Origin of the sequence: Rhodococcus erythropolis R138 (genome assembly GCF_000696675.2) — a bacterium.
In the GTDB taxonomy this organism is placed as follows: Bacteria; Actinomycetota; Actinomycetes; order Mycobacteriales; family Mycobacteriaceae; genus Rhodococcus_F; species Rhodococcus_F erythropolis.
The window spans coordinates 2,055,727-2,078,167 of the sequence record NZ_CP007255.1 but is presented as its reverse complement, the minus strand read 5'-3'; the positions used below and the strand labels follow the sequence as shown (position 1 = coordinate 2,078,167).

The following is a 22,441-nucleotide window of genomic DNA, read 5'->3' as shown; positions in this document are numbered from 1 at the left end:
GCAATGACGGGACGCATGTCCGCAATTGCGGGAACAGTCCGCGATCTGGGCATTCCACTGCCCGGACGCCGAATCGACTACGACGTCGCCGGAAAGGTCGTGCTGATCACCGGCGGAGGCGACGGTATCGGTTCCGCGCTGGCGCGCACTCTCCACCGGCGTGGGGCCACCGTGGCGCTGGTCGACGTCAACGAAAGTTCATTGGCAACGGCCGAGCGCTCATTCGAGTCACAGCGAGTCGTGACGGTGACGGCCGATGTCCGAGATCGGGACGGCATGACCGCAGCCGTGCAAACGATCATCGAGCAGCTGGGCAGAATCGACGTCGTGGTGGCCAACGCCGGAATCACCCCTCCCCCGGCAACATTGCGCCAGATCGATCCCGACGCCTTCGATCGTGTGCTCGACGTCAATCTCACCGGCGTCTTCAACACCGTGCATCCGACCATCGACGAGGTGATCCGCAACAGTGGGCACATCGTCGTCGTGTCATCGGCGGCGTCGTTCGCCCCCGGTTTGGGCGGCGCTTCGTACATGATCAGCAAGGCTGGGGTCGAAGCGCTCGGCCGGGCGCTGCGTCTCGAGATTGCCGGCTACGGCGCCACTGCCGGCATCGCGTACTTCGGGATGGTGGATACACAACTTGCACGCGCCACACTCGACGACGACGAGATCGGGCGCAAACTCGACGCTCGACTACTCGGTCCCCTCCGTCATCGAATCTCCCCGGACCGTGCCGCCACGGTGATCGCAGACGCGATCGCGCGCCGCGCCGCGCGGACCCTTGCCCCCGCTGCCTGGGAACCCTGGGCGTGGGGACGCGGATTCATCAATGTCCTGGCCGACGGCTATCTGGCCAGGGACAAACAGGCACACGACCTGATCCGCGAACTCGAAGACAGAACCACCGCTGCGGCCCCGACGAATGCATCAGCCCTGACAAAGGCATCCAGGAGAACATCATGACCACGTTGTGTGCAGCCTTCCAGCGAGTGTCGGCGGTAGCGCCCGACGCGGTGGCCCTGCGAGACATCGGCGATGCGCGAACACTGACGTGGCGCGAGTACGCCGAACAGGTCCGCGAGGTTGCCGCGGGATTGGCCGGAATCGGCGTGGGACACGGCGATACGGTTGCCCTGATGATGAGTAACCGCATCGAGTTCTATCCGATCGACGTCGGTGCCCAACATCTCGGCGCGACGTCCTTCTCCATCTACAACACGTCGGCACCCGAAGCCATCCGTTACATCCTCGCCAATTCCGGTGCACGGGTTCTCGTCTGCGAAGACCGGTACGTGGATACGGTCCGCCGCTCGGGCGCCACACTCGAGACGATCGTCGTCGTCGACGCGCAATCGCATGTCCACCAGCCCTGCACCGTGACCCTGGAGCAGATGAAGAATTCTGCCGCATCGGATTTCGATTTCGAGGGCACCTGGCGTGCGGTGAAACCGAACGACGTCGCCACGTTGATCTACACCTCCGGCACGACCGGCAACCCCAAGGGCGTCGAGACGACTCATGCATGCCTGTTGTTCGAAACCAACGCCGTAAGCGCTGTACTCCCCGTCGAATTCGGTGACCGCATCACCTCGTACATGCCGTCGGCGCACATCGCCGATCGGCTCACCTGCCTGTACATGCAAATGGTGTTCGGCACCCAGATCACTGTCGTACCGGATCCGAGCCAGGTAGCGGCCGCGCTTCCGGACTGTCGCCCCACGATCTGGGGCAGCGTCCCCCGTGTGTGGGAAAAGCTGAAAGTTGCAGTCGAATCGGCTGTCGCCAACGAACCGGACGACGCGCGGCGAGCGGCGTTGCAGTGGGCACTCGACGTCGGTCGCACTCGTCTCGCACACTTGCGAGCCGGTGAAACAGTCCCCGTCGAACTGGAAGCGGACTACGCCCGAGCCGATACGATGGTCCTGTCCGCTCTGCGTGCGAAACTCGGCTTTGCCGAACTGAAGTGGGCCATCTCTGGCGCCGCACCGATTCCGCCGGACACGTTGGCATTCTTTGCGGCCCTGGGAGTTCCGATCTCGGAGATCTGGGGAATGTCCGAGCTGACATGCATCGCGAGCACCGCGCCGGCCGAGCCGACCAAGCTCGGAACGGTCGGAAAGTTACTCCCAGGCATGGAAATGCGCATCGAGGCGGACGGCGAGCTACTGGTTCGAGGCCCGTTGGTCATGAAGGGGTACCGCGGCGAACCGGCAAAAACGGCCGAAGCGATCAGTGCAGACGGGTGGCTCTCGACCGGAGATGTCGTCACCGCCGACGCGGACGGCTACCTCACGGTGATCGATCGCAAGAAGGAGTTGATCATCAACGCGTCGGGAAAGAACATGTCACCGGCCGCCATCGAGACGGCAGTGAAGACGTCGTCGTCGTTGATCGGTGAGGTCGTGACGATCGGAGACGGCCGAAAGTTCAACACAGCGTTGATCACACTCAGCGCCGACGCCGCGGTCGGAGCGGCACGCTCACTGGGACTTGCGGCCGAGGCCGCGGTACTCGCCAAGGACGCTCGGATCGTCGACATCGTTGCAACTGCTGTCTCCGAGGGAAACTCGCGTCTGTCGAGGGCCGAGCAGATCAAGCGGTTTCACGTACTCACCATGTTCTGGGAGCCAGGCGGCGACGAGCTGACACCGACGATGAAGCTCAGGCGCAAGCCGATAGCCGAGAAGTACGCATCCGAAATTGCAGCCCTCTATGCGGATTCGGTCGTAGAGGACGTCTACGAGCCTGCGCCCTGCGCATAGATCAGCGTCTCGGTGGCCTTGACCACAAACGTAGCGGCCGATCCCGGAACCAGATCGAGTTCGGCCGCTGCGCTCGCCGTGATGTCGGCAGACAAGCCCGGCTGGCCGGCTTCGTCCTCCGCTCGCACTCGGACGACATCGCCTCGGTTTTCGATCTCCGCGATCGTGACCGCAAACGCATTTCGTGGGCTGCCGTGCGGCGGATCCAGGTAGACCGACACTGCTCGCGGCTCGAAGACCGCCACGGCGGCACTGCCGGCCGGTAGGTCGGTCTCCGTCTGGCCCGCGATATCCACCCCGACCGGACTTCTGAGCACTCCGTCTCCGGCCATCGTGCCGCTGCGCAAGTTGATCCCGGCGATCCGTGCTGCAAATGCACTACGCGGGCGGGTCAGAACTGTTCGTACGTCACCACGTTCGACGACCCGGCCACCGTCCATGACGACAACCGTGTCGGCCAGCGCAAGTGCGTCCAGAGCGTCGTGCGTGACGAGTACGGCAGTGCGATCGCCGGTCCTGAGCACTCGGCGCAGTAACGACCGCAGCGCGGGGGCGGAGGCGACATCGAGCGCGGACATCGGTTCGTCGAGCAGAAGCAGTTCGGGTTCAGCAGCCAATGCCCTCGCCACTGCAACCCGTTGCGCTTGGCCGCCGGAGAGCTGTGAAGGCCTGCGGTCAGCCAAATCGCCGGCGTCGACTGCCTCCAGCCAATGGCGCGCGGACTCGGCGGAATCGCGACGCGACCGCCCTGCACTGCGCGGCGCGAACGCCACGTTCGCAGCCGCACTGAGATGGGGAAAGAGAAGTGCCTCTTGCGCGAGTAGGGCAGTGCCGCGCCGATGGGGTGCCAACACGACTCCCCTACGGGTATCGGTGAGAACGCGGGAATTGAGTTCGATCAATCCGCGCCGCGGATGATGCAGTCCGGCAACCGCCGCCAGTACCGTCGACTTGCCGGCGCCGTTCGGCCCGAGGATGGCGGTCACCTCGCCCGCCGCGACGTCGAACGTCGCAACGACGTCGCGCTCCGGAATCTCGATGTCGACGTGGAGGCCACTCACAACGAACCCGCCGATCCGCGTCCGCGCACCGCAACCACGATGACCACCGCGACTACGACCAACACCAGCGAAAGCGCTACCGCTGCATCCGGATCGGTCTCGCGCTGGAGATAGATTTCCAGCGGCAGGGTACGCGTCACCCCTTGCAGACTCCCCGCGAAGGTCAGCGTCGCACCGAATTCCCCCAGTGCGCGAGCGAAAGCCAGAACTGCCCCTGACACCAGACCGGGAAGCACCAGCGGCAGAGTCACCCGGCGAAGCACAGTGGTCGGGCGGGCTCCGAGCGTCGAGGCAACGGCCTCGTATCTTGTACCCGCAGTGCGTAGTGCACCTTCGAGGCTGACGACGAGGAACGGTAGCGCAACAAACGTCTGCGCCAGGACCACCGCGGTTGTCGAGAATGCTATCTGGATGCCGAGCACTTCCAACTGCTCACCGATCAACCCTTTGCGCCCGAACGTGTACAGCAACGCGATACCGCCCACCACGGGCGGCAGAACCAGCGGGAGCAGAATCAAGGATCGAAGAACGGACAGTCCCCGAAAATGACTGCGCGCCAACACCGCGGCCATCGGTACCCCGAACAGGATGCACAGCAGCGTGCTCATTGCCGCTGTCTTCAAACTCAGTTTCAACGCGGCAACCGACGATTCGGAAGTCACGAGTTCCCAGAACTGCGACCACTGCACGGTGGCCAGCATCGCCGCCAAGGGCGCGATGACAAACGCTCCGCCGATCAGCGCCGGAAGGTAAATCCATACCGGCAACCCGAGCGGAGCCCGGGCTGCCGGTCTTAGGTGTGTCACGGGGCAGCGAATCCCGCGTCACTCAGAACTGCCAGGCCCTTGGGCCCCTTCACGAGATCGACGAATTTGGTTGCCGTTTCCGAATTCTTCGAATCTTTCAGCACCGCAATCTGGTACAGGTTGACCACCGTGGTGGCTTCCGGGAACGCGACCGTCTGCACCTTGTCACCCGCGGACTTCGCGTCGGTGACGTAGACGATGCCGGCATCGGCCTGCCCGGACGTTACCTTGTTGAGAACGTCGGTCACCGACGATTCCTCACTGACGGGCGAGAGGGTCTCGCCTGTGGCCGTCTCGACCTTCTTCGTAGCCGCGCCGCACGGGACCTGCGGAGCGCAGATCACCAGTTGTGTCCCCTCCTTTGCCAGATCGGCGAAGGACGCGATGCCCTTCGGATTGCCAGGCGGTACAACGATCGTCAAGGTATTGCTCGCGAAATCCGAGGGCGACCCCGCGACGACACCGGCATCGGTGGCCTTGGTCATGTTGGCGGCGTCAGCCGAGGCGAACACGTCAGCCGGTGCGCCCTGGGTGATCTGGGCGACGAGATCCGAGGACCCGGCAAAGCTGAATGTGACCGATGAACCGGGGTTCTCGGACTCGAACTCCTTGCCGAGTTCGGTGAAGCTGTTCTTGAGTGACGCCGCCGCGAAGACGGTGATGCTTCCCGTGGCACTGTCACTGGAAGTGGTCGTGGTCGGAGCGGCCGACGACGTCTCCGACGACGAATTGTCGGAGGAACTACAACCGGTCACCAGGGCAAGCGAAAAGGCACCTGCTGCAACAAGTCCGACTACACGCTTCACGAATTTCCTCCAGTATGTTCAGAACTACGGCGTTTCCACGATGACCGTGGTGGCCTTCACGATTGCGACTCCGATACTCCCGACCTCGAGTCCGAGCTCCCGAACCGCGTCGGTACTCATCAACGAGACGACAGTGAAGGGCCCACACTGCATTTCGACCTGGGCCATCACCTTGTCGGTGACGACCTTGGTGACGAGGCCGGCGAACCGGTTGCGGGCCGAACTCGCACCCGTGAGCGGATCGGCCGGTGCGGGTCCGGCGTTGGACCGGGCGAAGCCCGCCAACTCGGCACCGTCGATGACCTTGCGGCCGGAGTCGTCCGTCGTCGCGGTGAGAAGCCCACCGTCGACCCACCGTCGAACGGTGTCGTCACTGACACCGAGCAGACCGGCAGCTTCGCGGATTCGAATGTTGGGCACCAGGTGATCGTAGGTCGCAAGTGCGGACCTAACAAGCCGAAATCCTCCGCAGATGCGTGAACTGGTCAATCATGATCACGTATCTGCGGAGCATTGTCGATAGTTGCCCTAGACGAGTCAGCGCATCATTCTTCGGCCCAGGGCACGCGGCAGGAGTCGGTGCTGAACCCTTGCTCGGTGATCCCCAACGCCGAATACATCCGGGCGCGCATGTTTTCGAGCCCGATCTGATAGGTCAGTTCCACGACGCCCGCTCGCCCGAACCTGCGCTCGAGATCCGCGACCTGCTCGTCCGTCACCCCGTTCTCCCCGTGCGGGTCACCGGTCATGGCATCGGCGTAGGCGATCGCGGCCCGCTCGTCCTCGCTGTAATTCGGTGAATCCCGGTAATTCGCGATCCCTTTCAGCTTGTCGATGTCCAAACCGTCCAAGCGCGAGAGCATCGTCCCGAAGTCGACACACCACGAGCAGCCGACAGTCCAGGCGACGCGATAGACGGCCAGTTCACGAATGTTCGACGGCAGCACCTTCGACGCCTTCTGCACGGCCATCTCGTGACGGGCAGCCGCGACGAACAATTTCCGATGGTTGGCCAGGACGGCAAAGGGCTCGGGGACTTCGTCGTACTGCCTGGCGGCGAATTTGTATGCCACTTTGATCAACGGACTGGCTTCTGACGGTGTCACTGCGGGAATGCGAGTCATGGCAAGCCTCCGTATGTTCTGGGGCACCGGATTCGATGCTCTCTACAGAGTTGGACGATGGCGGCGATTCAAACGTGACAAGCACCGCGTCCGAGCGGATGTGAGGATGCGGTGTCAGCCGACTAAGCTGCAAAGATGCCTTCGACGCCCCGCAACCGCACCGTCTCGCGTCTGCAGCCGTTCGCATCCACGATCTTCGCCGAGATGACAGCGTTGGCCACACTTCACGACGCGGTCAACCTCGGTCAAGGCTTTCCGGATACCGACGGTCCCGCGGCCATGCTCGAAGTAGCGCGTCGAGCCATCGCCGAAGGCGTCAATCAATACCCGCCCGGTCCGGGCATGCCCGTCTTGCGCCAAGCCATCGCGGAGGATCGGCGCATCCGCTACGGACTCGACAGCGATCCCGACTCCGAAGTTCTGGTCACCGTCGGCGCCACCGAGGCGATCAGTGCTGCAATTCTCGGACTGGTCGAACCCGGCGAAGAAGTAGTGCTGATCGAGCCGTACTACGACTCCTACGCTGCATCCGTCGCATTGGCAGGCGCTGTGCGTCGGACTGTTCCGCTGGTCGCCGCGGGAGACGGATTCGCGGTCGATCTCGATGCATTGCGCGGTGCGATCACCGCCAAGACGAAGATGCTGATCGTCAACAGTCCTCACAACCCCACCGGCACCGTATTCACCGATCACGAACTTCGAGCGATCGCCGAACTCGCGTGCGAACGCGACCTGATCGTGTTGAGTGACGAGGTCTACGAGCACTTGGTCTTCGACGGCCTCGCCCACACACCGATGGCGTCGCTCCCGGGCATGCGTGAGCGCACCGTCACTGTGTCCAGTGCCGCAAAGACTTTCAATGTCACCGGCTGGAAGACCGGCTGGGCGATCGGCCCCCGAGAACTCATCGACGGAGTCCGTGCCGCCAAGCAGTTCATGTCATTTGTTGCCGGTGCACCGTTCCAACCGGCCGTTGCCTACGCGCTGACCAACGAACAGCCGTGGGTCGTCGAACTTCGACAGAGCTTGCAGGGCAAACGGGACGTACTCGGAAAGGCTCTGACCGAGGCCGGTTTCACGGTGCATTCCGGCGGCGGCACGTACTTCCTCCTTGCCGACATCAGACCGTTGGGTGAAACCGACGCGGGAGATTTCTGTCGCGCACTGCCCGAGCGTATCGGCGTCGCGGCCGTACCGGTCGACGTGTTCGCGGACAACCGCGACGATTGGAAGCACCTGGTGCGCTTCGCCTTCTGCAAGCAGGACCACATTCTTTCCGAAGCTGCACGCCGTCTCCACCTGCTCCAAGGAGCAGCGCACCCATGACAGCGCGGACCATCCCGACCGCATTCGTCCACCGCTACCTCGCGTTCTCGCCGGACAACGACGTCGATTTGTCTGGTGCACTGCGAGCTGCTGGGATCGACCTGGAGACATTGTCGGACGCTCGCGCGCGGCTGACCCCAACTCAGGTCACCACCTTCATTCAAACCACCTGGCAGATCACCGACGACGAATTGTTCGGCCTCGGATCCGCCCCGGTCCCCCGTGGCACTTTCCGATTGATCTGCCTGACGTTGATCCATTGCCCTGACCTCGGATCAGCGTTCGCTCGAATGTCCGACGTGATCCGTGCGCTACCGGCTCTGGCCCCACTGTCGATCGAGAAGGGCGAGGAAAGCACGCGGGTGAGCTTCGCAGTCCGCGCTCGCGAAGGCGTCGCCGAACCTGATGTCGCAGAACGTGTCACAACCGATTTTGTCCTGATCTTGCTGCACCGATTTTCCGCGTGGTTGATCGGAAAGCGCGTCCGACTTCGGGCAGTCGAATTTCCGTACTCGGCACCGGATGCGCGGTTGGCGCAGGACTACGACTACATCTTCGGAGCGCCGGTCACCTTCGGCGCGCAGCGAGCGGCACTGGAGTTCGACAACTCGGCCATGCGCGCACCGATCATCCAAACCGAGGAGACGTTGGAGGAGTACCTCCGAGAATCTCCGATTCAGCTCATGTCCGAACGCGATTACGACAGCACTGCGTCGGCGCAGGTGCGACGGGTCCTCGAACTCGGAGTGAAGGGGCGAACCTCCACGGCCGAGGAGATCGCGGAGATGCTCTCGATCAGCGTTCCCCATCTGCGTCGACTGCTGCGGCGTGACGGAACATCACTGAATCAACTGCGCGAGGAAGTGCTCCGCGACGTAGCCATCGCTGGTTTGCGGCGCGGAGAATCCGTCGAAGTACTCTCGGCGCGATTGGGGTTCTCCGAGCCCAGCGCGTTCCGTCGGGCCTTCAAACGATGGACCGGCGACACTCCGAGTTCGTACCGCTAGCTGACGCAGAACTCGTTTCCTTCGGGATCGGTCATCGTGATCCACACGCTCGGCCCCTGCGCTCCACGGTGCAGGATCGTCGCCCCCACCGTCTCGAGGTGCGCTGCGACATCCTCGCGCTTGTCGCCCACTCGTATGTCGAAATGGAGCCGGTTCTTCACCGTCTTCGATTCCGGAACCAGTTGGAACAGAACGCGGGGACGTTCGGGATGCTCCGGATCGCTGATGGCTGCACCTTCGCGCCAGACGAGAACTCCCTCGAAGGTCGTGGTGTCAGATTCCTTGGCGTGACCAGCAGCGACGAGGCCCCTGATGAAGTCTTCGTCGCTGGGCTCCGCTGCCCACCCGAGTGCTGCGGCCCACCACTTCGCCTGTTCGTGCGGATGTGCCGAATCTACTGTGACTTGAAATTCGTATCCCATGTTCCGACGTTAACGCCGACCACCGACACCTAGTGAAGGTTCAGCCGAGCCCGGGCATCAGTCGACACTCTTGATGGTCTTCATGGTGATCAGCGATGTCACCCGCGAGACAGCCGGAAGCCCGCTGAGCTTGGTGACCATGAAGTTCTCGTACGTCGCGAGATCTTTCACCGCGACCCGAATGAAGTAGTCGGGAATTCCGAACAACCGCCGACATTCGATCACTTCGTCGAAGGCGGCGACCTGGGATTCGAAGTCCTCGATGGTCGCCTGGTCGTTGACTCCGATCTCGGCGGTGACGATCACCTGAAATCCTCGGCCAAGCGCTTCCTGACTGACGATCGCGCGGTACCCGGTGATGATTCCGTCGGCTTCGAGCTTTTTCACGCGGCGCAGGCAAGGGGACGGTGTCAGACCCACCAGATCCGCCAATTCCGTGTTCGTCAGACTCGAGTCCTGACGGAGGTGAAACAAAATTGCGTCATCCATGGCATCCATCGCACTATTATTGCGCACTGTTCAACATGTGGGCATTCTGAGCAATCGATCACCTCGATCTTTGTTATAGATTTGCGTCGTGATCGAACCAGCATCGTCGACGGCCGCGCCTGCCGTCGAACTCTCGCCGCGAACCCCGGCGTGGCGGCACGCCTTCCAACTGTCGCTGCCGGTCGGATTCGGCCTGCTCCCACTCGGGATAGCCCTGGGCGTTCTTGTGATCCAACAGGGCCTCAACCCTTGGTGGGCAGTCGCTTTCACCTCGCTGATCTACGCCGGATCGCTGGAGTTTCTCGCCGTCGGAATGGTCGCGGCCATGACACCACTGCCGTACGTCGCTCTGACCGCACTGCTGGTCAACTTTCGACATGTGTTCTACGCCTTGAGTTTTCCGCTGGAAAAGATTCGCAACCCCTTCGCCCGCTTCTACAGCATGTTCGCGCTGACCGACGAGGCCTATGCGATGTCGGTAACTGCCGATCCCAAGGCACTCACCGGACGCGTCATCGTCTACTCCCAGCTGTACCTCCACGGCTACTGGATCGGTGGCGCGATCCTGGGCGCGACGGCAGGACAGTGGATTCCAGATTCGATAGTCGGTCTCGACTTCGCTCTGACCGCACTGTTCGTCGTCCTCTCGATCGAGGCAATTCGCGCACAAAACGGATTCGCGGTGCCGGTCGCTGCGGTCACCTGCGCTCTGGTCGCCCGGCTCGCAGCCCCGGATCACATGCTGCCAATTGCAATGGGCGCCTTCGTGCTCTTCCTGATCGGCCGCTTTGTCTACGACTCACGAAAGGCGGAGATCGATGCCTGACACCTCGTACATCTTTGCGGCGGTCGCAGTCATGGCCGTGGTCACCTTCGCGCTGCGCGCAATCCCCTTCGCCGCGCTCATGCCGCTGCGCTCCTCCGCCCTGGTCGGCTACCTCGGCATCTACATGCCGGCCGGCGTCATGCTGATCCTCGTGATGTATTCACTCAAAGGGGTGTCGATCACCGCCCCGTCTCACGGCCTCCCCGAACTGATTGCAGTGTGTGCCACGATCGCCGCGCACCTGTGGCGAAAGAATGCCGTCCTGAGCATCGTTGTCGGAACGACGATCTACGTCGCGCTGGTCAATACCGTGTTTGCCTGAGCGTTTCCCATCCGGGAGCAAAGCAGTTTTACTACCGGATGGGTGATTTGTAACCTCCAGGCGCTTATCTGAACAGTTGAACACTTATACGATTTCAGTAGGGTGGCCGCCGGCCGCGACTGAAAGATCGGTGAGGTTCGATGTCCACGACAATGACCACGACGGGCACCCGAATCGCCGGCGCTTGGCACAGTCTGGATCGAGGCCAGCGTCGAAGCATCATCGGAATGACCGTCACCGTCGTAGCACTCAACGTCGTCGGGTGGGCAGTTCTGCTCGGTCTGGTTGTCCCCGGCCACTACACGATCGAAGGCAGTGTCTTCGGCATCGGACTCGGTGTCACGGCGTACACGCTCGGCATGCGCCATGCTTTCGACGCCGATCACATCGCCGCCATCGACAACACCACTCGGAAGTTGGTGGCGGACGGCAAGAAACCGATGTCCGTCGGTTTCTGGTTTTCACTCGGGCACTCCACCATCGTCTTTGTTCTCGTCGCACTTCTGGCGTTGGGTGTGCGGCAACTTGCCACCAGCCTTTCCGACGACAACTCCGATCTGGAAAAGTGGACCGGCTTGTTCGGCACAACCATTTCCGGAACGTTCCTGATCTTGATCGGCCTCCTGAATCTTTTCTCTCTCATCGGGATTCATCGGGTGTACACGAAGTACAAGGCCGGAACCTTCGACGAGGAGCAACTCGAGAAGGAACTCGACAGCCGCGGCGCCCTCAACAAGATCCTGGGCCCGGTGATGAAGATGGTTCGCAAGCCCTGGCACATGTACCCGGTCGGTCTGCTGTTCGGACTGGGATTCGACACCGTCACCGAAGTGGGACTGTTGGTGATCGCCGGCGGCGCGGCAGCGACAGGGCTCCCGTGGTATTCGATCCTCGTTCTACCGATACTCTTCTGCGCCGGGATGTCTCTGTTCGACTCGATCGACGGATCGTTCATGAACTTCGCTTACGGTTGGGCATTTGCCCAGCCGGTACGAAAGATCTACTACAACATGGTGATCACCGGACTCTCGGTGGCAGTGGCACTGCTGATCGGGACCCAGGAAATCATCTCGATCTTCACCGACAAACTCGACATTCACGACGGGATTCTCGGCGCCATCGGGAACTTGGATCTCGGCGCGATGGGCTTCATCATCGTCGGACTCTTCGTTGCCACCTGGATGATCGCCCTCCTTGTGTGGCGGTACGGCCGCATCGAAGAACGGTGGCAGGCACAATCCGTTGCCGCCGCACCTCGATCGACCGCTGAATAGTTTGGCAATCCGAGTCTTCTACGCACATTCAGTGCGTTTCCCACATTTATCGGAAGACGCGTCCCGCGGAGTTGGCGAGATGCAATAGTGGAGTTCGAACGGGGTGAGCCCCGGCTAGGAGAAAACGGTGCGGATACGTCATGCGGTAGTGGGTGTGGCAATCACGGGACTTGTTCTTGCAGTGGCAGGCTGCGGTAGCGGCGACGGCGAAGCTGCCGAAGGACCAGGGATCGCCGTGGCGGCGGGAACCAAGCAAGTTCCCGACCGGGTGACCGTGCATCGACCTGGCTTCATCGACACCAGCATTTCCCCGTTCGACGTGCCTGCATGGCCAGGGCCGCACCCCTCCGAATTCCTCGAGCCCAACCCGCCGTCGGGCGAGAGCGGTGAGATCGCCGGCGACCAAGCTGCGGCAACGTACGCGGCCTCGCTCGACAACCCCGGTGCACTATGGAATGTCGGTGGCACGGTGCAGTGGCTGGTTGTCGATCCGTTCCGTGAAGGTCTTCCACCGAGGTCTCCGCACTGACCGGATCCAACGATCGTTGCGAATTCAGTTCGGCGCCAATGCAGCACAGAACTCGCCGGGTTGATCGACATGCAACCGCAGCCCACCGATCGTGGTGGGACTGGCCTTCGAGAGCCGTTTCGGGAGCGTGACCGAGAGCGGCCGATCGAAGTCTATGTCCACGACAGTGCCGTCGGGCCCCGGCAGAACCAAGCGATCGTCGACAATCACATTTGCTGTCTCACCGAACCTTCGGACCATGCTCGCCCGCGAAATCCGTGATCGGTCCACCTCGACTCGAATGCCCGTGCCGGATCGAAACACTACCGTTCGAGCCGAGACGAGGTGCGGGTGCACGACGCGTCCGGCAAGCCAACCGCCAATCGCAATCAGCGACAACACCGTTGCAACGAGCAGCACGACGCGAAGCCACTGCCACGGCACCAGGAAGTGAATCGCTACGGCCTCGATCACACTCGCCGCAACAAATGCCACCGGTATCGACATTGTCCCCCTCGCGTAGCCGAAAGTCGCTGTATCACTGGAACCTCCGTCTCTCCGACCCGTCGAGAGCAACCACAGTGATCGGATCACGCCGTACCGCCTGACATGAGACGTGTTGCGACGCGCGCGACCACTTCACGTTGCGCTGGATCGGGCACCAGGTCCGCGATCCCAACCGAGAATCCCACACCTGCGGAGTCTCCGTCTGAGTACACATCGCCGAGCACCCCGTCCAGTGATTCCTCCAGTTCGTCCGACAAGTACGCGATCTCGTCTGCAACCTCGGCTACCTCGCGCCCAGACAGAGCGGCGAAACGACGGTACAGATCGACAATTCTCTTCCGGTCGCCCTCGTCGGACAGCAATCGCGCAGCCGTGGAGAACAGTTCGTGTGGCGCTGCTCCCGAGATCGCCACCAATTCCCACATGTCGCGTTCACGCTCGAACAGACGCCGAACCGAATCCGTCGGGGACGACGCGATCAACTCGTCGAACGCAGACAGCAACTCCACCGGAAGCGGCGAGACCACCCGGCCGGCGCCTCGCGCCGAGAGCATTTCCTGGAGGCGCACTCGCTGGTCTGCGAGGACGCGCTGTTTCCGGTCTATCTCCGCGATCAGGGAGGAAAGATCTTCGGCGAAGTCGTCCGGTTCTCGTGCATCGATCGGCTTCGGTTCGATCATCGCGGCAATGGATCCGAGTGGAATGCCAGCGGCGGAGAGCCAACGAATGCGCATCAGCCTGACCAGATCGGGAAGTTCGTAAGTTCTGTAACCGTTGGACAGTCGTCTCGGCTCGGCCAGCAGCCCCAGTCGGTGATAGTGCCGAACGGTCCGCGGAGTGGTGCCTGCCGCACTGGCCACGTCGCTGATTCGCATACGAACAGCATCAACTATGACGCTACGTCATAGTCAAGGCCGGCATGCCGGCCTTGAGGCCTAAGGTCCTGTTCTGCCTGCCAATAGTTTCGCAGACGAATTTCGCGGGTATTGATCACTTGCGGCGGCGATTTCCAGAGCGAGGGGTCAGCCGCGCAAGGTCTGCCCCCGGCTGTCACTCGCCGGGTGGCGGGCCGCCAAAACCAGCGGGCCGCCGAAAACAATCTGTGCCAGGCGATGATTTCGATGCAAACGACACGACTCGACACCATCCTGATTCTGATCGTCGGGACGGCAATCGGACTGAGCGTCTGGCTGGCCACGCAGGAACCATTCGCGTCGATCGGACTCGGAATCGCAACGGTGGTGATCTGCTGGATCTCTTGCTCGATGATCCACGGCTTCCCACACCGATCGACGAAGGACATGCGTCCGCGCGAGAACCAGGATCGCGAGTCACCGAAACGGCGCTGACGCCGCGTAGGGATGAGGCCAACCGTGGAGGCCCGGACACAGCGAAGTGAGTGGTTCACCTGTCGCAGGTGAACCACTCACTTCGGTCAGAGGATCACACCTCGTCAGGTCGCCAGGTCGCGACGGCCCAGATCACAGCGACGTCGAGGGCGATGATCACGATCGACCACAGCGGGTAGTACGGCATCCACAGGAAATTCGCCACGATCGAGAGCGCCGCGATCACGAAGGCCATGCCGCGGGCCCACGTCATGCCGACGAACAATCCCAGCGACACCGCGATGCCAATGATTCCGAGCACGATGTGGATCCAACCCCATGTCGTGACATCGAATTCGAAGGTGTAGTTGACTCCGACGATCAGCAGGTCGTTGTCTGCGAGAGCCGCGATGCCCTGGAGCAACGCGACGATTCCCGCGACGAAGAGCAGGCAGGCTGCCGCCACCGTGGTCCCGATGGCAAAGCCCTGTCGGACAGGATGGTTCGCATGAGATTGGTGCGGAGCAGTCATGACGTCCCCTTCTTCGGCGAAATAGCGTGAGAACAGTATTCAAAGGTTCACGCCGACGGACATCACCCAGCAAGGATGAACAGCCGTCCAGCACTGCAAATCAAGATTCATGGGAACATATGTTCGATTTCGGTGTACGGTGGAGCCTATGACCGCCACGATGCAACCGTCTCTGTTCGACAACGGTGACCTCGGCGTTTCTTTGGCCGATCTCGACGGCACGGTGCAGCGACGTATTCTCACCGCCGGCGCATGGGTCGACCATCGCCCGGCCTGGCTGACCGGATCGGAGGCCGTGTTCGACAATCTGGAGGCTACGGTGCCGTGGCGTTCCGAACGGCGTCAGATGTACGACCGCGTTGTCGACGTCCCTCGTCTGGTGTGTTTCTACGCAGAGAATCAACCACTGCCGGACGCGCTTCTCACCGAAGCCAAAGACGCGCTGAGCAGTCACTACTTCGACGAACTCGGTGAACCATTCGCCACTTCGGGTCTGTGTTTCTATCGCGACGGTTCCGACAGCGTTGCCTGGCACGGGGACGATACGGGACGAAGTCGCACCGAGGACACGATGGTGGCCATCCTGTCTCTCGGTGCGGCTCGCCCGCTCCTATTGCGCCCTCGTGGGGGCGGCGAATCCATCCGCTTCAATCTCGGACACGGAGATTTACTCGTCATGGGCGGATCCTGCCAACGCACGTGGGAACACTGTGTCCCGAAGAGTGCGCGGGCCCTCGGGCCGAGAATCAGCGTTCAATTCCGCACTCGCGGAGTTAGATAGCGTCGCGGAGTTCGTCACGCAGCGCCTTCCGATTGAGCTTGCCGACGGCCGTCTTCGGTATGGATTCTGCGAAAACAACCCGACGCGGTTTCTTGTACGACGCCAGTCGTTCGCCGACGTGCGCGACCAATGATGCTTGCAGTGCGTCGTTTTCGACGGTCCCGTCCTCGAGTACCACCACAGCCGTGACCGCCTCCACCCACTTGGCGTCGGCGGTACCCACCACGGCGACCTCACGGACAGACGGATGCGTCAGGAGTGCATCCTCGACTTCACGGGGGTAGACGTTGTATCCGCCGCTGATGATCATGTCCGAAGCTCGGTCCTTCAAGAACAAGAATCCTTCGGCGTCGAACTGACCGATGTCACGGGTGTGAACCCAGCCGTCTTCGGTGAAGGTGTCCGCATTCAGTTCCGGTGCATTGAAGTATCCGGCGATCGCCGATGGCGAGCGGATCACGATTTCACCCGGTTCTCCCTGGGGCACTTCGTTTCCCTCGCCGTCGAGCAGCCTGATCTCGACGTCGATGGCGGGCTGACCACAGGACAGCAGGCGATCTTCCGTGTGATCTTCGGGCCGTAAGACTGCAATACACAGCGGTGCCTCGGTCTGCCCGTAGTACTGGAGAAAACGGTGTTGCCCCCACGCCTGCATTGCACGTTCGATAGTGGCCAGCGGCATCGGCGACGCACCGTAGATCACGGATTTCAGACTCGAGATGTCTGCGCTCGCAAAATCAGGGCGTTCGAGGAGCATCTGAATCATCGTCGGCACCAGATTGATTGCCGTAGCCCGATGCTCGGTTATCGAGTCCAAGAAGGTCGACGGGTCGAATCCGGGAAGGATGACGGTCTTGCCGCCACGCAGCCAGAACGGAAGCACGAAGACACCGCTGGCATGAATCAGTGATGCCGCGTGCAGCATCGTGTCGTCCTGAGTCGCCGGAAGCAGATTGAGCAGAACATTGCGGCAGATGCCGGCGTAGCTGCGCTGAGTGTGCTGCGCGGCCTTCAATGTTCCCGTGGTCCCGGAGGTGAACAGCGTCAGGATCACATCGTCGGGAGCTAACTCGACGTCCGGTGTGTCCGAAGGCATGCTCTGTGCTTGGTCGAGCAGCGAACGCTGCCGCGCCGAACCTGTTTCCAGCCCGATGAACGTACGTTCGGGGAACCTGGCGGACAGTTCAGCGGCGCGGTCGGCGAGGTCACTACCGAAGACGACGTGCGAGGTGTCGGTGTCCTCGAGCATTCTCGCGTGCTCGTCGAGCGAGAGACGCGAGTTGAGCGGAACCCTGTTGATGCCGGCTTTGACACAGGCAAAATCGACGGGGACGCTGGCAAGAGAGTTGTTGACCAGCAATGCAACCCGTGCACCACGCCCGATACCGAGGGCGATGAATGTGTGCGCCAATCGGCTGCTGAGTTCGTCCACTTCCGTGAACGTCATCGATCGATCGCCGAAAACGACGGCTGTTCGCGATCCGTGCTGTCGCGCACCACGGGCGATCAGGTCTCTGGTTATGGGCATCATGGTTCAGTTTCCTCGTTCGAATTCGGGTTGTTCTCGAACCGGCCGTGCCGGCCGGCGCCCGCGGCGAACGCAGCAGCGCCGCGCACACCTTCAGCGATGACAATGGGATTTCCCGCGACGCCCTCGGCCCGCAGTGCTTCGGCAAGTGGTAGATCAAAAGATCGGTAGGCCGACGCGCGATCCGCGAGCATGCAGAGTTGAGGGAAAGCGGACAACTGGTGCGCAAGCTCCTTGGCTGCCTGGAGTGACTGCCCCACTGGAACAACACGATTGGCCAGTCCGAAGGCCAGCGCCTCCGGAGCGTCGACCGGGCGACCGGTCAAGATCATGTCGAGCGCTCGCCCCTGCCCGACGATTCGCGGCAGTCGCACGGTCCCACCATCGATGAGAGGAACTCCCCAGCGCCGGCAGAAGACTCCGAACACGGAATCCTCCTCGCAGATCCTCAGGTCCGCGAGCAATGAAAGCTCGAGCCCTCCTGCAACCGCGTATCCGCTGACGGCGGCGATCAATGGCTTGGACAACACCAACCGACTCGGCCCCATCGGGCCGGTGCCGCCGCCTTCCGGATGCAACTCGTGCACGCGGGCGGGGTCGGAGACTGCGGTCAAATCCGCACCGGCACAAAATGTGCCGCCCGCGCCCCACAGAATCGCCACCTTCTGACTCTCGTCCGATTCGAACTCCAGGAAGGCATCACGCAACTGCGCCGCCATCGGCCCGTCCACCGCATTCTTGCGATCAGGGCGATTCATCATGATGACGGTGACGCCACCGTCACGCTCCACATAGACATCGCCACCTGGTCGATCGGAGTCGGTCACGATATTTCCTCACTGCTCGCGGATAAGGTTTCCCGGTACCCACCATGCCACTTGTAACAGAATTTGTCGGGAGTTGTTCAAAAGTTGTTACAAACTGATCGAGGAATGTCCGCAACCCGAGTTGTGCTGGACCTCGCAACGGCGAGTCCGGACACCGAGTTCAGCACTGCAGTGCTGACCCGGGCCGGCGAGATCGTCGGTGTCAGCGCATCGAGCGTTCGCGTGGCAACGGGCCGCCTGTGCCGCGAGAACAAACTGCGTCGCACCGCTCGTGGAACGTACGTCCTCAACCCGGACGGCATCCCCACCTACAGCGAGGTCGAGGGGTGGCGAACTCGTACCGATCGCATACGCCCCTGGGACGGCACGTGGATAGCCGTCGAGCACTCAGCGCTCAAACGAAGCGACCGCACTGCCGCCCGAAGACACGATCAGGCGCTGCGCCTGGCGGGCTACGAGGAGTGGAAGCCCACACTCGCCGTCCGCCCGAACAATCTGCTCGGCGGCACGGACAGCGCCCGCCGCACTCTCCGCCGACTCGGCGCCGCCCCCGAATCGGCTGTCATGGAAATCGCTCACCTTGCCCCCGAGGATGATTCGACAATCCGCACACTCTGGAACTCGGAAGCACTGTTGGTCGACATCGCCGAGGCCCGTGAAGCACTCACACAGGCGCAAACACGCCTGGCGACAATCAGTCGCGAGGAGGCTGCCCGTGAATCACTTGCCTTGGGCAGCGCGGTGATCGCGGTCATCGTGCGCAATCCGCTCCTTCCGGAAGAACTCGAACCGACGCAGCCACTACGTGAACTGATCTCGCACATGCTCGAGTACCAGGACGCATCTCGCGAACTGTGGCAGTCACTGCTCCAGTTCTGATCGACTTCTTCCAGAAGGTAATTCAGTACGTTGCGCGGCCACCGCTGGCGTCGTACACAGCACCCGTCGAGTAACTCACCGCCGACGACGACAGCCAGGAGATCAATTCGGCGATCTCGTCGGCCCGCCCCATCCGCGCCATCGGCGTCAAAGACTGCGAGCGGGCGAGGATGGCCGGATCGGTGCCGGCATTCATAGGACTTTCCACGGCCGCGGGAGCAATCGCGTTGACCAGCACACCGGCGGTGGCGACCTCTTTGCCGAGCGACTTCGTCAGCGCGACGACTGCCGCTTTGGACGCGGAATATGCACTCTGATTCGGGTTTCCGTCCTTGGCAGCAATACTCGCGAGATTGACGACCCGCCCCCACCCGGACGCAACCATCCCCGGCACGAACGCCCGGCACATCAGGAATGTCCCTTCGACGTTGATGCGGAACGTACGCCGCCAAGCCGCGAGGTCGACGTCGACGAGTGGCGCTGATGGTCCTACGATTCCCGCACTGTTGATCAAGATGTCGACTCTGCCGAGTCTGGTTCGAAGCGCATCGACTGCTGTCGGATCACTCACGTCGAGTTGTTCGTCCGCACCCTCGGCAAGATCTGCCGTTACCACCCGAACTCCCCTCTCCGTCAACAGCTTTGCACTGGCGGCGCCGATTCCGCTCGCACCGCCGGTAACGAGCGCGGTGACACCCTCTGGGTAACCCTGCATCGCATTCACTCCTGAGTTTCTGTGCGCTACGCACTCAATTTATGTTGCAAACAGGCATAATTGCCATCACACTGTGTAGAAATTCTGAATATATGGCGTTTGTTGTCAACGTCAAATACCTGGAGGCCTTGGCGATGGAAACCCGCTGGTTGCACGCGTTTGTCGCGGTTGCGGAAGAACTTCACTTCGGGCGGGCCGCATCACGGCTCCAGATGGCCCAGTCGCCACTCAGCCAGATGATCCGAAAGCTCGAAAAGGACATCGGCGTCAAGTTGTTCGAACGAAGCACTCGCAGCGTCGCACTCACGTCCGGCGGACATGCCTTTCTCCCCCACGCCTATCGCGTCATCGAGAACATGGAGACGGCACGACACGCTACGCGTGCGTCGTCGGGAGGCGTCTACGGACGAGTCACGATCGGGTTCACCGGAGTGCTCAACTATCAAGCACTTCCGCCGCTCACCCGCGCGTTGCGTCAGCGCTATCCGGAAGTCGAACTGACACTCCTCGGCCGGATCATGACGCGCGACGCGGTCATTCAACTCGAGAGCGGCGCCCTCGACCTCGCCTTCGTCGGACTACCGGTGGAATCCGCATCACTGTCTACCCGGCTGATCCGACGGGAGGCGTTCGGCGCCGTACTTCCGATCGACCATCCCCTTGCCGAGAGGGACGCGATCGATCTCCGCGAATTGGCCGACGACGGATTCGTGACCACCCCGCTCTCAGCCGGCTCCGCCCTCCAGGAAACCGCGATGCGCGCCTGCATGAACGCAGACTTCAGGCCTCGCGTGGTTCAGGAAATCACCGATCCGTACATGATCCTCATGCTCGTTGCCGCCGGCGTCGGTGTAGCGCTGATGACGTCCGGCATGGCTGCTATCACCCCACCTGGCAGTGTGTTCGTCCCACTCACCGGCGAGCCGACGTTCATGAATCACGGAATTGCCTGGTCACCCCGGCATATGACCGATGCACTCGCCGTCGCACTGGAGACGTCCGAGGAGATTCTGCCGACGCCGGAGATTGAGACCAAAAACGTCATTATCTGAGACTCATTTAGTGTTGGACGCGCCATAGTCCTTCGTGGCACTGTCGTCTCAGCCGCCGAAAGGTGAGGGACGTCACCGATGCGTGGTGCATCACCAAACGTGCCGCCACGGCCGGCCCATCGGGACGAAAGGACTTCACATGGCACCACCGATCACCTCCACCGGTTCCACGCACTCCACTGCGGAGCACCCGAATTCGAATGCGCGCCGCGCCGCCGTTTCGGGCTTCCTCGGCAGTACCCTCGAGTACTACGACTTCTTCATCTACGGCTCCGCAGCCGCGCTCGTGTTCCCCAAGATCTTCTTTCCTGGCGGCGGCTCGACGGCAACGCTGCTCTCGATCAGCACCCTGGGCGTGGCCTACGTCGCCCGCCCACTCGGCGCAGTGCTGTGGGGACACCTCGGCGATCGGTACGGACGCAAGAACGCGCTTCTCGCCTGCCTGCTCCTCATGGGTGTTGCGACGGTCATCGTCGGTTGCCTGCCGACCTACGACCAGATCGGCATCGCCGCGCCGATCATTCTCGTCTTGCTTCGCCTTCTGCAAGGGCTCTCTGCCGGCGGTGAATCACCCGGCTCTTCGGCACTGACGCTCGAACACGCACCGGATCACCGTCGTTCGTTCTTCACCTCGTTCACCATGAGCGGGATCATGTTCGGCATCGTCGTCTCCAGCCTGGTATTCATCCCAGTGGCGAGCCTGCCCGACGAAGACCTCTACTCGTGGGGTTGGCGAGTTCCCTTCTGGCTCAGCATCATCGTGACCGTCGTCGCGCTGTGGCTACGTCGCGCCCTGGATGAGCCCGAGGTATTCGAGGAACTCAAGGAACAGGACGAGACGGCCGGAATTCCCGTCGTCGAGATGTTCCGCTCGCACTGGCGCACCGTGATCCGTATCAGCATGAGCTCGACCTTCGCGATGATCAACACCATCGTCAACGTCTTCGCCCTGGCGTACGCCGTCGAATCCGGCTTCGAGCGCTCCACGATGCTGTGGGCCATCGCGACCGCCAATTTTGTTGCCGTACTGACTCAGCCGCTGTTCGGCATTCTCTCGGATCGCTACGGACGCAAGCCCATCTTCGTCGTCGGCGCCATCGGAGCCGGCCTGATGATCTTCGTGTTCTTCCATTCGATCGGAACCCAAAGCGTCCCCATGGTCTTCGCTTCGGGAATCGTCATGATCGGAATCTTCTACGCGATGCCCAACGGCACGTACCCGGCATACTTCCCGGAGCAGTTCCCCGCGAAGGTCCGATACACCGGAATGGCCGTCAGCCTCATGCTCGGACTCCTTGTCGCCGGCTTCACACCGGCTATCGCCCAGGCGATCTCGGCCGGAGACAAGAGCAACTGGACACCGGTTGCATGGATGTGCCTGGGCTTCGCCGTCATCTCCGCCATCGCGGCAATGACCGGACCGGAAACGTACCGCACGCCCACAGCAGAACTGGGCCAACCGAAGCCGAGCCTGCCGATCAAGCAGGACTCAGAGCTCACCAGCAACAACGCTTGACCGGACCGGCCCCTCGCGCTGAATTGCCGCGAGGGGCCGT

Annotated in this window: 26 protein-coding genes; 13 read left to right on the top strand and 13 right to left on the bottom strand. The window is 62.0% G+C overall.

The features are described 5' to 3' along the window. Positions 1 to 3 precede the first annotated feature (3 nt). Positions 4 to 966 carry an SDR family oxidoreductase gene (locus H351_RS09775; RefSeq protein ID WP_029256043.1) on the top strand — a complete coding sequence of 321 codons (963 nt, stop codon included), beginning with the start codon at positions 4 to 6 and terminating at the stop codon, positions 964 to 966. Then, the gene (gene fadD11, locus H351_RS09770) at positions 963 to 2,765 is read left to right on the top strand and encodes a fatty acid--CoA ligase FadD11 (RefSeq protein ID WP_029256044.1); all 1,803 of its coding nucleotides are present in this window, start codon (positions 963 to 965) and stop codon (positions 2,763 to 2,765) included. The genes H351_RS09775 and fadD11 overlap by 4 nt, the downstream gene beginning before the upstream one ends. Here the strand turns inward: fadD11 and H351_RS09765 are convergent. From H351_RS09765 to H351_RS09745, 5 genes are all read right to left on the bottom strand, one after another. Further along, positions 2,741 to 3,826 (bottom strand): sulfate/molybdate ABC transporter ATP-binding protein, encoded by a 1,086-nt coding sequence (locus tag H351_RS09765; protein ID WP_029256045.1) that lies wholly within the window; start codon positions 3,824 to 3,826, stop codon positions 2,741 to 2,743. The two genes, fadD11 and H351_RS09765, sit on opposite strands and share 25 nt — an antisense overlap. Beyond that, positions 3,823 to 4,632: an ABC transporter permease gene (locus H351_RS09760; protein WP_019744969.1), complete on the bottom strand. Its 810-nt coding sequence runs from the start codon at positions 4,630 to 4,632 to the stop codon at positions 3,823 to 3,825. Before H351_RS09760 ends, H351_RS09765 begins: the two co-directional genes overlap by 4 nt. Then, positions 4,629 to 5,438 (bottom strand): molybdate ABC transporter substrate-binding protein, encoded by an 810-nt coding sequence (gene modA / locus H351_RS09755; RefSeq protein ID WP_019744970.1) that lies wholly within the window; start codon positions 5,436 to 5,438, stop codon positions 4,629 to 4,631. Before modA ends, H351_RS09760 begins: the two co-directional genes overlap by 4 nt. A gap of 24 nt (positions 5,439 to 5,462) precedes the next feature. Next, entirely contained in the window at positions 5,463 to 5,858 is a 396-nt protein-coding gene (locus tag H351_RS09750; RefSeq protein WP_003940157.1) for a TOBE domain-containing protein, read from the bottom strand. A gap of 125 nt (positions 5,859 to 5,983) precedes the next feature. Continuing rightward, positions 5,984 to 6,562, bottom strand: coding sequence for a carboxymuconolactone decarboxylase family protein (locus H351_RS09745; RefSeq protein ID WP_029256046.1), 579 nt, complete (start codon positions 6,560 to 6,562; stop codon positions 5,984 to 5,986). A 135-nt stretch (positions 6,563 to 6,697) separates the two neighbouring features. Between H351_RS09745 and H351_RS09740 the strand changes: the two genes are divergently transcribed. Then, positions 6,698 to 7,888: a pyridoxal phosphate-dependent aminotransferase gene (locus H351_RS09740; RefSeq protein ID WP_029256047.1), complete on the top strand. Its 1,191-nt coding sequence runs from the start codon at positions 6,698 to 6,700 to the stop codon at positions 7,886 to 7,888. After that, complete coding sequence (locus tag H351_RS09735; RefSeq protein ID WP_029256048.1) at positions 7,885 to 8,895, top strand: AraC family transcriptional regulator; 1,011 nt, start codon at positions 7,885 to 7,887, stop codon at positions 8,893 to 8,895. Before H351_RS09740 ends, H351_RS09735 begins: the two co-directional genes overlap by 4 nt. Here H351_RS09735 and H351_RS09730 read toward each other — a convergent pair. After that, on the bottom strand, positions 8,892 to 9,317 hold the full coding sequence (locus tag H351_RS09730; RefSeq protein ID WP_003940409.1) for a VOC family protein: 426 nt from the start codon (positions 9,315 to 9,317) through the stop codon (positions 8,892 to 8,894). The two genes, H351_RS09735 and H351_RS09730, sit on opposite strands and share 4 nt — an antisense overlap. A 57-nt stretch (positions 9,318 to 9,374) precedes the next feature. Beyond that, positions 9,375 to 9,815: an Lrp/AsnC family transcriptional regulator gene (locus H351_RS09725; RefSeq protein ID WP_020970517.1), complete on the bottom strand. Its 441-nt coding sequence runs from the start codon at positions 9,813 to 9,815 to the stop codon at positions 9,375 to 9,377. A 79-nt stretch (positions 9,816 to 9,894) separates the two neighbouring features. On the opposite strand from H351_RS09725, the gene H351_RS09720 reads away from it, so the two are divergent. The 4 genes from H351_RS09720 (at position 9,895) to H351_RS09705 (ending at position 12,757) form a co-directional block, all read left to right on the top strand. After that, complete coding sequence (locus tag H351_RS09720) at positions 9,895 to 10,632, top strand: AzlC family ABC transporter permease (RefSeq protein ID WP_029256049.1); 738 nt, start codon at positions 9,895 to 9,897, stop codon at positions 10,630 to 10,632. Further along, positions 10,625 to 10,954, top strand: a complete 330-nt coding sequence (locus H351_RS09715) for a branched-chain amino acid transporter permease (RefSeq protein WP_003940007.1) — start codon at positions 10,625 to 10,627, stop codon at positions 10,952 to 10,954. The genes H351_RS09720 and H351_RS09715 overlap by 8 nt, the downstream gene beginning before the upstream one ends. Before the next feature lie 140 nt (positions 10,955 to 11,094). Further along, positions 11,095 to 12,228, top strand: a complete 1,134-nt coding sequence (gene nicT / locus H351_RS09710; RefSeq protein ID WP_037119767.1) for a Nickel transporter NicT — start codon at positions 11,095 to 11,097, stop codon at positions 12,226 to 12,228. A gap of 127 nt (positions 12,229 to 12,355) precedes the next feature. Then, positions 12,356 to 12,757, top strand: a complete 402-nt coding sequence (locus tag H351_RS09705; RefSeq protein ID WP_021345310.1) for a hypothetical protein — start codon at positions 12,356 to 12,358, stop codon at positions 12,755 to 12,757. A 24-nt stretch (positions 12,758 to 12,781) separates the two neighbouring features. Here H351_RS09705 and H351_RS09700 read toward each other — a convergent pair whose 3' ends face one another. Both H351_RS09700 and H351_RS09695 read right to left on the bottom strand, forming a co-directional pair. Continuing rightward, positions 12,782 to 13,243, bottom strand: a complete 462-nt coding sequence (locus H351_RS09700; RefSeq protein WP_029256051.1) for a hypothetical protein — start codon at positions 13,241 to 13,243, stop codon at positions 12,782 to 12,784. 83 nt (positions 13,244 to 13,326) lie between these two features. Further along, the gene (locus tag H351_RS09695) at positions 13,327 to 14,118 is read right to left on the bottom strand and encodes a MerR family transcriptional regulator (protein WP_024487274.1); all 792 of its coding nucleotides are present in this window, start codon (positions 14,116 to 14,118) and stop codon (positions 13,327 to 13,329) included. A 246-nt stretch (positions 14,119 to 14,364) separates the two neighbouring features. Between H351_RS09695 and H351_RS09690 the strand changes: the two genes are divergently transcribed. Next, positions 14,365 to 14,592 (top strand): hypothetical protein, encoded by a 228-nt coding sequence (locus H351_RS09690; RefSeq protein ID WP_020970523.1) that lies wholly within the window; start codon positions 14,365 to 14,367, stop codon positions 14,590 to 14,592. Positions 14,593 to 14,686: 94 nt separating this feature from the next. Here the strand turns inward: H351_RS09690 and H351_RS09685 are convergent, their stop codons facing one another. Next, entirely contained in the window at positions 14,687 to 15,103 is a 417-nt protein-coding gene (locus H351_RS09685) for a DUF7144 family membrane protein (RefSeq protein WP_003940106.1), read from the bottom strand. A gap of 148 nt (positions 15,104 to 15,251) precedes the next feature. Between H351_RS09685 and H351_RS09680 the strand changes: the two genes are divergently transcribed. Beyond that, a complete protein-coding gene (locus tag H351_RS09680) occupies positions 15,252 to 15,884 on the top strand; it encodes an alpha-ketoglutarate-dependent dioxygenase AlkB (protein WP_029256052.1) in 633 nt (210 codons plus the stop codon). Here H351_RS09680 and H351_RS09675 read toward each other — a convergent pair. Both H351_RS09675 and H351_RS09670 read right to left on the bottom strand, forming a co-directional pair. After that, complete coding sequence (locus H351_RS09675; protein ID WP_021332179.1) at positions 15,877 to 17,415, bottom strand: AMP-binding protein; 1,539 nt, start codon at positions 17,413 to 17,415, stop codon at positions 15,877 to 15,879. The two genes, H351_RS09680 and H351_RS09675, sit on opposite strands and share 8 nt — an antisense overlap. Beyond that, positions 17,412 to 18,239 carry a crotonase/enoyl-CoA hydratase family protein gene (locus tag H351_RS09670; RefSeq protein ID WP_029256053.1) on the bottom strand — a complete coding sequence of 276 codons (828 nt, stop codon included), beginning with the start codon at positions 18,237 to 18,239 and terminating at the stop codon, positions 17,412 to 17,414. Before H351_RS09670 ends, H351_RS09675 begins: the two co-directional genes overlap by 4 nt. A 105-nt stretch (positions 18,240 to 18,344) precedes the next feature. Between H351_RS09670 and H351_RS09665 the strand changes: the two genes are divergently transcribed. Next, the gene (locus H351_RS09665; protein ID WP_019744985.1) at positions 18,345 to 19,118 is read left to right on the top strand and encodes a hypothetical protein; all 774 of its coding nucleotides are present in this window, start codon (positions 18,345 to 18,347) and stop codon (positions 19,116 to 19,118) included. 22 nt (positions 19,119 to 19,140) lie between these two features. Here H351_RS09665 and H351_RS09660 read toward each other — a convergent pair whose 3' ends face one another. Further along, positions 19,141 to 19,833 carry an SDR family NAD(P)-dependent oxidoreductase gene (locus H351_RS09660; protein ID WP_029256054.1) on the bottom strand — a complete coding sequence of 231 codons (693 nt, stop codon included), beginning with the start codon at positions 19,831 to 19,833 and terminating at the stop codon, positions 19,141 to 19,143. 134 nt (positions 19,834 to 19,967) lie between these two features. Here H351_RS09660 and H351_RS09655 point away from each other — a divergent pair, with 134 nt between their 5' ends. Both H351_RS09655 and H351_RS09650 read left to right on the top strand, forming a co-directional pair. After that, on the top strand, positions 19,968 to 20,885 hold the full coding sequence (locus H351_RS09655) for a LysR family transcriptional regulator (protein ID WP_020970528.1): 918 nt from the start codon (positions 19,968 to 19,970) through the stop codon (positions 20,883 to 20,885). Between the two features lie 139 nt (positions 20,886 to 21,024). Further along, the gene (locus H351_RS09650; RefSeq protein ID WP_029256055.1) at positions 21,025 to 22,401 is read left to right on the top strand and encodes an MFS transporter; all 1,377 of its coding nucleotides are present in this window, start codon (positions 21,025 to 21,027) and stop codon (positions 22,399 to 22,401) included. The last annotated feature ends 40 nt before the right edge of the window (positions 22,402 to 22,441 follow it).

Excerpts from the sequence above, each read along its gene's own strand:
- H351_RS09775 (WP_029256043.1), top strand. The coding sequence starts at position 4 with ATGACGGGACGCATGTCCGCAATTGCGGGAACAGTCCGCGATCTGGGC.
- fadD11 (WP_029256044.1), top strand. The coding sequence starts at position 963 with ATGACCACGTTGTGTGCAGCCTTCCAGCGAGTGTCGGCGGTAGCGCCC.
- H351_RS09745 (WP_029256046.1), bottom strand. The coding sequence starts at position 6,562 with ATGACTCGCATTCCCGCAGTGACACCGTCAGAAGCCAGTCCGTTGATC.
- H351_RS09740 (WP_029256047.1), top strand. The coding sequence starts at position 6,698 with ATGCCTTCGACGCCCCGCAACCGCACCGTCTCGCGTCTGCAGCCGTTC.
- H351_RS09735 (WP_029256048.1), top strand. The coding sequence starts at position 7,885 with ATGACAGCGCGGACCATCCCGACCGCATTCGTCCACCGCTACCTCGCG.
- H351_RS09730 (WP_003940409.1), bottom strand. The coding sequence starts at position 9,317 with ATGGGATACGAATTTCAAGTCACAGTAGATTCGGCACATCCGCACGAA.
- H351_RS09725 (WP_020970517.1), bottom strand. The coding sequence starts at position 9,815 with ATGGATGCCATGGATGACGCAATTTTGTTTCACCTCCGTCAGGACTCG.
- H351_RS09715 (WP_003940007.1), top strand. The coding sequence starts at position 10,625 with ATGCCTGACACCTCGTACATCTTTGCGGCGGTCGCAGTCATGGCCGTG.
- nicT (WP_037119767.1), top strand. The coding sequence starts at position 11,095 with ATGTCCACGACAATGACCACGACGGGCACCCGAATCGCCGGCGCTTGG.
- H351_RS09700 (WP_029256051.1), bottom strand. The coding sequence starts at position 13,243 with ATGTCGATACCGGTGGCATTTGTTGCGGCGAGTGTGATCGAGGCCGTA.
- H351_RS09695 (WP_024487274.1), bottom strand. The coding sequence starts at position 14,118 with ATGCGAATCAGCGACGTGGCCAGTGCGGCAGGCACCACTCCGCGGACC.
- H351_RS09690 (WP_020970523.1), top strand. The coding sequence starts at position 14,365 with ATGCAAACGACACGACTCGACACCATCCTGATTCTGATCGTCGGGACG.
- H351_RS09685 (WP_003940106.1), bottom strand. The coding sequence starts at position 15,103 with ATGACTGCTCCGCACCAATCTCATGCGAACCATCCTGTCCGACAGGGC.
- H351_RS09680 (WP_029256052.1), top strand. The coding sequence starts at position 15,252 with ATGACCGCCACGATGCAACCGTCTCTGTTCGACAACGGTGACCTCGGC.
- H351_RS09675 (WP_021332179.1), bottom strand. The coding sequence starts at position 17,415 with ATGATGCCCATAACCAGAGACCTGATCGCCCGTGGTGCGCGACAGCAC.
- H351_RS09665 (WP_019744985.1), top strand. The coding sequence starts at position 18,345 with ATGTCCGCAACCCGAGTTGTGCTGGACCTCGCAACGGCGAGTCCGGAC.
- H351_RS09660 (WP_029256054.1), bottom strand. The coding sequence starts at position 19,833 with ATGCAGGGTTACCCAGAGGGTGTCACCGCGCTCGTTACCGGCGGTGCG.
- H351_RS09655 (WP_020970528.1), top strand. The coding sequence starts at position 19,968 with ATGGAAACCCGCTGGTTGCACGCGTTTGTCGCGGTTGCGGAAGAACTT.
- H351_RS09650 (WP_029256055.1), top strand. The coding sequence starts at position 21,025 with ATGGCACCACCGATCACCTCCACCGGTTCCACGCACTCCACTGCGGAG.